This window comes from Streptomyces yunnanensis (assembly GCF_029011865.1).
GTDB classification, from domain to species: Bacteria; Actinomycetota; Actinomycetes; order Streptomycetales; family Streptomycetaceae; genus Streptomyces; species Streptomyces yunnanensis.
On the sequence record NZ_CP095749.1, the window covers coordinates 418,231 to 428,441 of the forward strand.

A 10,211-nucleotide genomic window follows, 5' to 3' on the forward strand; every position below is an offset into this window, starting at 1 on the left:
TCCGGCAGCGGCCGCCTTTCCCGTCACAGCGCCCGCGGGCCGGGCGCCCCCTCAGGTCGAGGCGGGCCCGGTCCGGTCGATGAGCGTCTGGACGCCGTCCAGGATGCGTTCGAGGCCGAATGCGAGCGGGTCGATGTCGTCGGGTGCGAAGGCGCCGTCGGCGACGGCCCGGGTCAGCGCCGGGAAGCGGTCCGCCTGGCGGGTGAGGAGTTCGTTGGTCAGGCGGGTCCACTCGCGGTTGTGGTCCTCGTCGAAGTCGACGAGCTGCTGGGCGAGGCTGCGCACGTGCCCGGCGAGGAGGAGGAAGACCTGGTGGCGCTGGGGGGCGGTCAATCCGGTGGGTTCCATGGCCGCGAGGGCGGCGTCCAGCCAGCCGAGTTGGTTGGGCCCCATGACCTGGCGGCGCATCGCGGTGGCGGCGATGAGCCAGGGGTGGGCCTGGTACACCTGCCATGAGCGCTGTGCCCACGCGATGAGCCGGGGGCGCCAGCCGGGGCCCGCGGTCGTGAGGTCGGGGACGTCGGCGAGGACGGACTCGACCATGAGCTCGACGAGTTCGGTCTTGCCGGGGATGTAGCGGTACAGGGCCATCGCCGAGACGTCGAAGGCGGCGGCGACCTTGCTCATCGAGACCGCTTCCAGGCCCTCCGCGTCGGCGAGGGCGACGGCCGACCCGGCGATCCGCTGCGGAGTGAGGCTGGGCTTGGGGCCGCGGGCGGGCCGGTCCTGTTCACCCCACAGCAGCGCGACGCCGGCTTGCAGGTCGCGCTGCTTCTTGTCGTCGCCGGCGGATCTGGGCCTGGCGGCCTTGGTCATGACGGTCCTCCCTGTTCCGACGGAGCGGTTGACGCCCACCCCTACAACTGTGTATACCTTAAACATCGGCGCTTATGCCATAAACAGTTTAGGGGGACAACCCATGCTCGGCACCATCGTCACCGCCTCCGCCGCCGCCCTCGCGGGCCCCGCCGCCGGCCTGCTGGGCTATCGACAGCTCAAGCGCACCTCGTATGCCAACCTGCTGCGCGTCACCGCCCCGCACGGCATCGACGAGTCGGGATTCGTCCGGATCGGCGGAATCGACCAGTGGGTCTCGGTCCGCGGCGACGACCGCCGCAACCCCGTGATCCTGGAGCTGCACGGCGGCCCCGGCGCCTCCAACCACATCTACGTCCCCCGCACCCGCGCCTGGGAGCGGCACTTCACCATCGTCCGATGGGACATGCGCGGGGCGGACCGGACCTTCGCCCACAACGGGCCCGACGGGCAGGGCGAGTTCACCCTCGCCCGGCTCCACCGCGACGCCCTTGAGCTCACCCACCACGTCCGCACCCGGCTCGGCGTCGACAAGGTGCTGCTGGTCGCCAACTCCTTCGGCACCGTGCTCGGACTCCGCCTGGCCCGCAGCCACCCCGAGCTGTACTCCGCCTACGTCGGCACCGACCAGAACATCAACGCCGGCGGACGCGAGAACTCCGCCTACCACGCGCTGCTGGCGCGCCTGGAGAAGGCGGGCAAGCGCAAGGAACTGGCCGGCGTCACCGCGATGGGCCCCGACAAGTCCGCCTGGACCGTGGAGCAGTGGTCGGCCTACAACAAGCTCGTCATCACCTCCGACCCGCTGTCCTACGACACCATGAAGACCGTGGTGATCCGCTCCCTGTGGTTCTCACCGCAGCACACCCTCGGTGGACTGCGCGCCTATCTGAAGGGGATGACCTTCTCCGAGCGCCTCGCACCGGAGGCCGTCACCATCGACGAACGGCGCGAGGGCACCTCCTTCCCCCTCCCCTTCTTCGTCTTCCAGGGCGCGAGCGACGTCCTCACCCCGCCACGGCCGGCGCGGCGGTTCTTCGACGACGTGGTCGCGCCCGTGAAGGACTTCGCACTCATCGACGACGCCAGCCACTTCGCCGGGTTCCGCCACCCCGACCGGTTCCTGGACCTGATGCTCACCAAGGTCCGCCCGGCGATCGCCCACGAGCCGGCCCGTCGCTGACTCCGCGAGCGACACCGGGAATATGGATGCGCGACGGGGGCCGGTCCTGGCAGGCTCCCCGTATGCCGATCGTCGATGTGTCGCGCGGAGTGTCCCTCGCCTATGAGACCTTCGGCGATCCCTGTGATGCCCCCGTTCTGCTCGTGATGGGTTTCGGCGCCCAGATGATCGCCTGGCACGAGGACCTCTGCCGTGCGCTGGCGGAGCGTGGCCGCTATGTGGTCCGCTACGACAACCGCGACTGCGGACTGTCCACCACGTTCGACGATCACCCCGTCGACATGGGTCGGTTCATCGCGGCCGTGAGCTCGGGAGACCTGCGTTCCGCCCTGGCGATGGTTCCCTACACGCTCCAGGACATGGCCGACGACGGCCTGGGCCTGCTCACCGCGCTCGGTATCGAACGCGCCCATGTGGTCGGGTCCTCGATGGGCGGGATGATCGCCCAGACGATGGCCATCAGCCATCCGGAACGGGTACTGACCCTGACGTCGATGATGTCCTCGACCGGGGAGAGCGCATACGGCCAGTCCAGTCCGGAAGCCCGGGCGGTGCTCTTCAGCCCGAAGCCGGCGGACCGCGAGGGGTACATCGCGGCGGCGGACCGGGAACTGCTGTGGGCCTCCAAGCGCTACGGCAACACCGCGGTCCTTCGAGAGCTGGCGGCCCGGAGCTACGACCGCTACTACTACCCCGCCGGGGTCGGGCGTCAGCTCGGGGCGATGATCCTCAGCGGGTCACGGGCCGACGCCCTCAAGGAGCTCCGGGTGCCGACGCTGGTCATCCACGGACTGGACGACACGCTGATCGACCCCAGTGGGGGGCAACGCACCGCGGACCTGGTGCCCGGCGCCACGCTCCTGCTGATCCCCGACATGGGTCACGACCGCCCGCGCGAACTCTGGCCCGAGATCGTCGACGCCCTGGAGGCCCACACCAGTTGAGCCTCCAGGGGTCGGGGCCGTCGTCCGCGGCCACCGCCGAGGACGACCGCGCCCCTGCCGCGGGGGCCCGGTGCCCTACCGCCACTCCCCGACCCGCCGTTGCTGCCTGCCGGGAAGGCCGCAGCTCCGGCAGTTCAGGAAGGGTCGGCGACCAGTGCGCGCTCCCAGTGCTGGGTGTCCGCGTACTCCCGCATCTCGACGATCTTTCCGCCGCGGACGGTGAAGACGCCGATGTTCTTCTGCTGGTAGGGCCGGCCGGTCCTGCCGGTCGCCCAGGAGTCCCACTCGACGAGCACCTGCTCGCCCTCCCCGAAGACGTTGGTGATCCGCACGCCGACCTCCCGGTCCGGGTCCAGGTGAGCGAAGGCGGTCGCCAGGAAGCCGTCGATCACGCCCTCCCGGCCCTGCCAGGTGCCCGAGATCGGCAGGTCGCCGCCGTACCAGCAGCTGCCGTCCTCGGCCCAGGACTCCCAGATCACATCCTGATCGCCGGCCGCCAGCGCGTCGAAGTAGCGCCGCACCACGACCCGGGGTTCGGTGTTAGTCATGAGGGGTCCCCTGTCTCGTCGTTGCATCCGGGCGGCCTTTCCGCCCCACCCGAAGTCAAGCGGCAGACATCCCCCGGACCAAGACGCACTCCACGAACGCATTCTTCACGGCTGGCGATCAATCAGCGCCTGGAGCACATGAACGTCCCGGGTGGGCCAGCGCCTGAGGTGGGTCGACGCCCGCAGGTGGCGAGGGCAAACGGAAGACCGGGCCTCCTCCTCCCGGTGAGAGGAGGAGGCCCGGCACGACAGTCGATCGCCCCGAGGGGGCCGCCCGAGGCGCCCGGGCTCAGCCCCGCAGTTCCGTCAGGAACTCGATCAGTGCGGCGTTCACTTCCTCGGGCCGCTCCTGCTGGGTCCAGTGGCCGCAGCCCGGCAGCGCGATCGGCTCCCGGCGCAGGTTGGGCATCAACTCCGGCAGCTTCGCGATGAGTTCGCGCGTGCCGGGGAACGCCGGGACCAGGTCGCGGTCGCCGTACATGTACAGCGCGGGCGGGCTGACGACCGCGCCCTGCCAGGCAGCGGTCAGCTCCCAGTTGCGGTCCAGGTTGCGGTACCAGTTCAGGGCCCCGGTGAAGCCCTTGGCGTAGTTCTCGGTGAGCTCGTCCAGGTCCTGCTCGGTGAGCCAGTCCGGCAGCACCTCGGGGTCGATCATGTCCGCGAGCCAGCCGCGCGCCGGGTCGGCCACCAGTGCCTGGTCGGCGCGGCCGGCGCCGGGGGCGTCGCCGGAGGCGGAGTAGAACAGCTTGCGCAGGGCGGTGCGGGTGTCCTTGGCGAACTCGGCGTCGGCGACCCCGGGTCGGTTGAAGTAGTTCCAGTAGAACCGGCCGCCGAACCGCTCCTGCATGGCCACGAGCGGCGGACGCTCCCCGCGGAACGGCGGCGGCACGCTCAGCCCCGCCACCCCGCGCACCACGTCGGGCCGCAGCAGTGCGGTGTGCCAGGCCACCGGTGCGCCCCAGTCGTGCCCGACGACGAATGCCTCCTTCTCGCCCAGGGCGTGGATCAGCCCGACCACGTCCCCGACGAGGTGGAGCATGCTGTAGGCGTCCACGTCCTGCGGGTGGTCGCTGCGGCCGTATCCGCGCTGGTCGGGGGCGACCACGCGGAAGCCGGCGGCGGCCAGCGGGGCGAACTGGTGGCGCCAGGAGTGCCAGGACTCGGGGAAGCCGTGCAGCAGCACGACGAGCGGCCCCTCGCCCTCCTCCGCGATGTGCAGCCGGATACCGTTCACGTCGATCATGCGATGCTCAACCATGGGGCGAACATACTCCCGTGCGATACAGGCAGTGGTGCACGCGGGCGGAAACCCGCGCCACCGGGGCCGGATCGGCGCCGCGGGTCACTTCACGAGGTCGGCATAGAAGATGATGTTGGCCGAGCGGTGGCCGTCGACGATCTCGCCGCCGCAGGTGAGCAGGCGCAACTCCGGGCGGTCGGTGTCGCCGTAGACCTTCTGGGTGGGGAAGGCGTCCTTCCTGACCTGCTGGCGTTCGCGGATCTTGAAGGTGGCGGTGGAGCCGTCCTCGCGCAGCACCTTGATCTCGTCGCCGACCTTGATGCTCTTGACGTTGCGCATCAGGGCCGGGCCGTTCTTGGTGTCGTAGTGGGCGACGACGATGGCGGCGCCCTTCTCTCCCGGGGTGGGGCTCTTGGTCCACCAACCGGGCTGCTCGGCCTTGTCCACCGGGGGCACGCCCAACTCGCCGTCGCCGCCCACCTCCAGGGGGACGAACGGTCCGGCGTTCACGCCCGCGGAAGGGATCTGCAGGCGCTTGGGCTTGGAGGGCGCCATGGGCGGGGCGGTCTCCTTGGCCGGGGTGGTCGCGGCGTTCTTGATGTTGACATCGGGGCCGGGGGTGTCGCCGCTGCCGCAGGCCGTCAGTCCGCCGGCGACGGCGAGAGCGAGCGCGGCACCGGTCGCGAGGCGACGGAGACGGCGGGTGGGGGTGGTGGTCACGGCGACTCCAGGTGCATGGCAGGACGGCAGTACGGCGGTGGGCGGAAGTGGGGCGGCCCGCTCCGGTGAGGGACGAGCGGGCCACCTCAACTCTCCTGTGATGTGCGGGTGGTTCAGGCGTTGTCGCCGGACCGGCCCGCCTTGCGGCGGTGCAGTACGGCGAAGCCGAGGCCCGCGGCGGCCGTGGCGGCACCGCCACCGGCGAGCAGCATGCTGTGGTCGCCGGACTCGACGCCTTCGGCACCGGCCTTGACGCCGCCCTTGGGGATGACCTTGCCCTGGTTCTTCGGCGTGGCCTTGCCCTGGTCCTGCTTCTTGCTCTTGCCGTCCTTGCCCTTGCCGTCCTTGTTGTCTGGCTTCTTGTTGCCGCCCTCGACCCAGGAGGTCATGGCGCCGTCGGGCTGCAGGACGAAGTGGGCGCCGTTGTGCTGACCGTAGGCGGGCTTGCCACCCGTGGTCTCCAACGTGTCGTACTTGACGAGCTTGCCGGTGTCGGGCGCCTTTGCGTACATGTCGGCCTGGTAGTGGTTCTGGCCGAGCTTGTAGATCTTGGCCGTGAAGCCGCCGGCCAAGTTCTGGGCGCGGACGAAACTCCGCTCGCCCTTCTTGTCCTTGCCCTTGTCCTGGCTGTTTTTGTCCTTGTCCTGGCTTTCCTTGTTCTTCTCCTGGCTGCTTCCGTCCTGGCTGCTCTTGTCCTGAGCGTCCTTGTCCGGGGTGCCGTTTTCCTGGCTCTGATTGCCGTCCTGCTTCTTGTCCTGCTCGGCATTCGGGGACGCGGGGTTCGCGGGGGCCGGGCTGTCGGCGAACGCGGCGGCGGCCGGGAGCAGCAGGGCCGAGCCGGCGACGGCGGCTATCGCGGAGGTACGGACGAGATTGCGGCGGCGCGTGGCCGTGCGGTGAGAGGAAGTCATCAGGAGTTCCTTTGCAGGTCCGAGTCGATTGTCGTCATCCGCCCCGTTCGGCGGCGATGTCAGGGAAGTTATTCATCCCACATAACGGCAATCCGTCGGATTTGTAACAGCAAGCCGAAGGCAGGGGCGCGGTGACACAACTGCGACAACTCCCGGGACTTTAGTCCCGAAGCTCTTGTGAATTCGGTAGTCCGAAAGACGGAGAAACACCGAAAGAAGGTTGGGAATTCAATCAGGTGCGGGCGTCCATCGGGACTCGCTGGGACCACCAGGACCACCGGGACCGCGTGGGCTTCACGTGCGGTCCCGGTGGCCGGGCGGGCGCGCTATGCGGCGCTCATGCGCGTCACGGATTCCTGCTGGTTGCCTTGGTCAGCTGGTGGAATCCGCGGTCCAGGGCGGCGTCGGGCAGCAGCCGTGAGAGCAGCGCGGCGGTCCGGGCGTCATTGCCGACGCAGTAGCGGGTCCGGGGCTGGGCGGAGGTGAGGGCACGGAAGACGGTGCGGGCGAAGTCCTCCGGCTGGGTGCTGCTGGATTCCGCTCGCTGTTCGTTCATCCGCAGGAACTCTTCGAAGGGCAGTCGGTAGAGGTCGGCGATGTCGTGGGGGGTCTTGTCCAAGATCTTCTCGCCGGTCTCCCGCACCTTGTGCCATATCGGGGTCGCGATCGCACCCGGCTTCACGACGGAGACCGAGATTCCGAAGGGCCGCAGTTCGCGCCGGAGCGCGTCGCTCATTCCTTCCTTTGCGAACTGTCCGGTCGCGTATGCGCCGAGGTAGGGAATCGCCACGCTGCCCAGCCCCGAGGAGATGTTGACGATGCGACCGCGGCTCCGGCGCAGTTGCGGGAGGAATGCCTGGGTGACGGCGACGGCGCCGACGACATTGGTGTCCAGCTGTTGCCGCAGCGATGCGGGCTGCACGCACTCCAGCGGGGCGGAGACGCAGGTGCCGGCGTTGTTGACCAGGCCCCACACGCCGTGTGCGTCCACGGACTCGGCGACTTCGGCGGCAGCGGTGCGGATGCTCTCCTCGTCGGTCACGTCGAGGAGGAGGGGCCGCAGTCGCGCGGAGGACGCCTCGGCGCGCAGCTTCTCACCGTCTTCGGCCCTGCGGACGCCGGCGAAGACGTGGAAGCCGCGCCGTTCGAGTTGGAGCGCGCAGTGTTTGCCGAGTCCGGTGGAGGCCCCGGTGATGACGACGGTGCGTCCGGCGGGGGGCAGGGGCTTGGCCTTCTGGTGGAACACGTGACCTTCCTTCCGTGGTGGGGGTGGTGCGGTTGCTGATCTGCCGGTTAGTGGCCGGTTTCGGGGGTGTCGGACGAGAGGGCGGAGCGCAGGGCGTGGAGGGATGCGTCGGCGAGGTGGTGGGCGCGGGGGGTGGGGACGATGTCGTCGACGTAGCTGAAGTTCCAGGCGAGTTGGCCGTGGGTGGTGATGGCGGTCGCCACGACGGCTCCGGTGACGGAGATGCCGGCGACCAGCTGGGTGTGGGACATGCGCCAGGGGCCCATACGGTCGGGGAAGTCGTGGCGACCGAGGTTGGAGAGGGTGAGGTTGAGCGGGCCCTGTTCGTCCATGTAGCGCATGAACGCCTCACCGTCGGCCGAGGTCTTGGGCCCTGCCCGGTCCAGGAGGTTGACCAGGGCCAGGTGTTCCTCGCGCTGTCGGCGGTCCGCCAGGTCCTGGCTGATGGCGCGGGCCATGTCCCACAGGGGTGCCCCGGGCTGGTACCGGACGTGGCTGGGCAGGGTGGCCGCGTAGGTGCCGGCCTCGTCGTAGCAGACGGCGGGGTCCAGGTCGGAGCGGAAGTCGAGCGGGGAGCCGATGGAGAAGTGGGTCGGCTGTTGCGTGTCCGTCTCCTGGGCGACGGCGGTCACCATGGCGGCGGCCAGGGCTCCGTGCACGGTGGCATCGTGCCGTTGGCAGGCGCTCACCAGGAGCCGCAGTTCCTCGGTGGTGAGGGACCTGTGCACCATCCGGGTGCGCCGCAGCTGGAAGGGGACCGGTTGGCTGGGGGTGATGCGCCGTGGCCGGAGCAGGCGGCGCTGCTCTTCGTCCCGCTGCATGAGAGCCGTCAGGGGGCTGTCCCCCGCCTGGCCCCGGAGGTGGCGTGGCAGCAGGTCTTCGGCGGCGGGCAGTGCCCGCCGCGACGTGGTCGACGGCTCCTGTCCGTCGGTGAGCTGCGCGGCGATGTCGATCCACTCCCTGAGCAGGGACAGCCCCGTCATGCCGTCGGCTATGCAGTGCGACGACGTCACGATCAGGTCGTGGACGTCCTCGGCGCGCTCGGCGCCCTCCCGCGTGAGCAGTACGGCGCGCAGCAGCGGACCGGTGTGCCAGTCGACGCCTTCGGCGAGCTCGTGCGCGTTGACCTCGTGTTCCCAACGTGTGTCGGCGTCGGGGGCGTCGGCCGGCACCTGGACGTGGCGAAGCGGGATCGGCTGCCCGGCCAGCGGTCGGAACGCGGCGGGCGCTCCCCCGTCGTCGCCACTGATCGCGACGCGCAACAGGGGGTGTCGGGCCTGGAGGATGTCCAGGGCGCGGCGCAGCAGCGGCAGTTGCAGGTGGCCGTGGAGCCGGGTGCGGATGATGCCGTTGAGCGGTGAGGTGCGGTCGGCGATCCAGTACCAGCGTTCCAGCGGGCTGAGGGCGCGCCGGACACGGGGTTGGGGAGAGGGGATGCCGGGGAAGGTGAGGGCCTGGGCGTTCTGCCGGGCGAGTTCTTGATGGGGCGTCAGACGGAAGTAGTCGTCCCTGGCCTGTCGGGTCGCGGGAGTGTCGGCCTGTTCGAGGTCGCTCATCGACCGGGAGGCCGCGACCATGGACCGGGTGCGGTCGCGGCGGCGTTCTTCGTAGGTGCGCAGGGCGAGCGGCAGGTCGTCGCGGACTCCCGGCTCGGCCAGGGTGTGCGCGAGGACCACGGCGTCTTCGATGGCCATGGCCGAGCCCTGGCCGAGGGTGGTCAGCATGGGGTGCGCGGCGTCGCCGAGCAGGGTGACCGGTCCCTCTCCCCAGCGTTCGAGGAAGGCACGGTCGCGGGAGGGCACGGCGAGGATGTCGGCGGCCGGGGTGGCTTCGATGACGGCCCGCACTTCGTCGGCCCAGCCGGCGTACGCCTGGGTGATGTCGTCCTTGGTGCCGTCCCAGGCGTGGGAGCGCTCGGCGGGCATGTTCTTGGTGCCCCACCAGTAGACACGGCCGTGGCCGATGTCGATGAGGCCGAAGCGCTGTCCGCTGCCCCAGTAGTGGCGTACGCAGCCCGGGGTGAGCTGGGGGTGGTCGAAGGGGACGACGCCGAGCCAGCAGACGTAACCGCTGTCCTGGGAGGTTTCGGGTCCGACGAGTTGGGCGCGGACGGCCGAGTGGAATCCATCGGCACCGATGAGGAGGTCGCCGTGGGCCGTGCGTCCGTCGGCGAAGTGGACGGTGACCCCGGTGTCGTCGGTCTGGAAGCCGGTGGCGACGGCGCCGAGGTGGAGGGGGCAGTCCGCGGTCGCGTCGAGCAGCGCTTCCTGGAGGTCCGAACGGCTCAGGCAGACGCTGGGGGCGCCGACCTGGTCGCAGACCTCCTTGAAGGGCAGGTCCCTGATGGTCCGGCCGCGCTCGTCCAGGACCACGAAGGACTCCGCGACCTGACCGCGCTTGTCCAGGCCGAGGTCGATGCCCAGCGTGCCGAGTGCGGTGAGGGCGTTGCTCATCACCGACAGGCCGGAGCCGGCGGCCCGCAGCTCGGTGGCGCGCTCGTAGACGGCCACGTCGATGCCGACCTTTCGGAGGGCGGTGGCGCAGGTCAGGCCGCCGATGCCGGCCCCGATGACGAGGGCCTTGAGGGGCTGTTGGCTTGGCAT

At 70.1% G+C, this 10,211-nt stretch carries 9 protein-coding genes; 2 read left to right on the forward strand and 7 right to left on the reverse strand.

Annotated elements, in window-relative coordinates; genetic code table 11:
- Window positions 1–51 precede the first annotated feature (51 nt).
- The gene (locus MOV08_RS01860) at window positions 52–816 is read right to left on the reverse strand and encodes a TetR/AcrR family transcriptional regulator (protein ID WP_039628962.1); all 765 of its coding nucleotides are present in this window, start codon (window positions 814–816) and stop codon (window positions 52–54) included.
- 103 nt (window positions 817–919) lie between these two features.
- On the opposite strand from MOV08_RS01860, the gene MOV08_RS01865 reads away from it, so the two are divergent.
- Both MOV08_RS01865 and MOV08_RS01870 read left to right on the forward strand, forming a co-directional pair.
- Window positions 920–1,999 carry an alpha/beta hydrolase gene (locus tag MOV08_RS01865; protein WP_275305893.1) on the forward strand — a complete coding sequence of 360 codons (1,080 nt, stop codon included), beginning with the start codon at window positions 920–922 and terminating at the stop codon, window positions 1,997–1,999.
- Between the two features lie 62 nt (window positions 2,000–2,061).
- Window positions 2,062–2,943, forward strand: a complete 882-nt coding sequence (locus tag MOV08_RS01870; protein WP_275305894.1) for an alpha/beta fold hydrolase — start codon at window positions 2,062–2,064, stop codon at window positions 2,941–2,943.
- A gap of 134 nt (window positions 2,944–3,077) precedes the next feature.
- Here the strand turns inward: MOV08_RS01870 and MOV08_RS01875 are convergent, their stop codons facing one another.
- The 6 genes from MOV08_RS01875 to MOV08_RS43735 form a co-directional block, all read right to left on the reverse strand.
- The gene (locus tag MOV08_RS01875; RefSeq protein ID WP_275305895.1) at window positions 3,078–3,491 is read right to left on the reverse strand and encodes a nuclear transport factor 2 family protein; all 414 of its coding nucleotides are present in this window, start codon (window positions 3,489–3,491) and stop codon (window positions 3,078–3,080) included.
- 289 nt (window positions 3,492–3,780) lie between these two features.
- Window positions 3,781–4,749, reverse strand: coding sequence for an alpha/beta fold hydrolase (locus MOV08_RS01880; RefSeq protein ID WP_275305896.1), 969 nt, complete (start codon window positions 4,747–4,749; stop codon window positions 3,781–3,783).
- An 84-nt stretch (window positions 4,750–4,833) separates the two neighbouring features.
- Complete coding sequence (locus tag MOV08_RS01885; protein WP_275305897.1) at window positions 4,834–5,451, reverse strand: class F sortase; 618 nt, start codon at window positions 5,449–5,451, stop codon at window positions 4,834–4,836.
- Between the two features lie 113 nt (window positions 5,452–5,564).
- Complete coding sequence (locus MOV08_RS01890) at window positions 5,565–6,362, reverse strand: hypothetical protein (protein ID WP_275305898.1); 798 nt, start codon at window positions 6,360–6,362, stop codon at window positions 5,565–5,567.
- A 346-nt stretch (window positions 6,363–6,708) separates the two neighbouring features.
- A complete protein-coding gene (locus MOV08_RS01895; RefSeq protein ID WP_275305899.1) occupies window positions 6,709–7,608 on the reverse strand; it encodes an SDR family oxidoreductase in 900 nt (299 codons plus the stop codon).
- Between the two features lie 47 nt (window positions 7,609–7,655).
- The gene (locus MOV08_RS43735) at window positions 7,656–10,211 is read right to left on the reverse strand and encodes an FAD-dependent monooxygenase (protein WP_338057125.1); all 2,556 of its coding nucleotides are present in this window, start codon (window positions 10,209–10,211) and stop codon (window positions 7,656–7,658) included.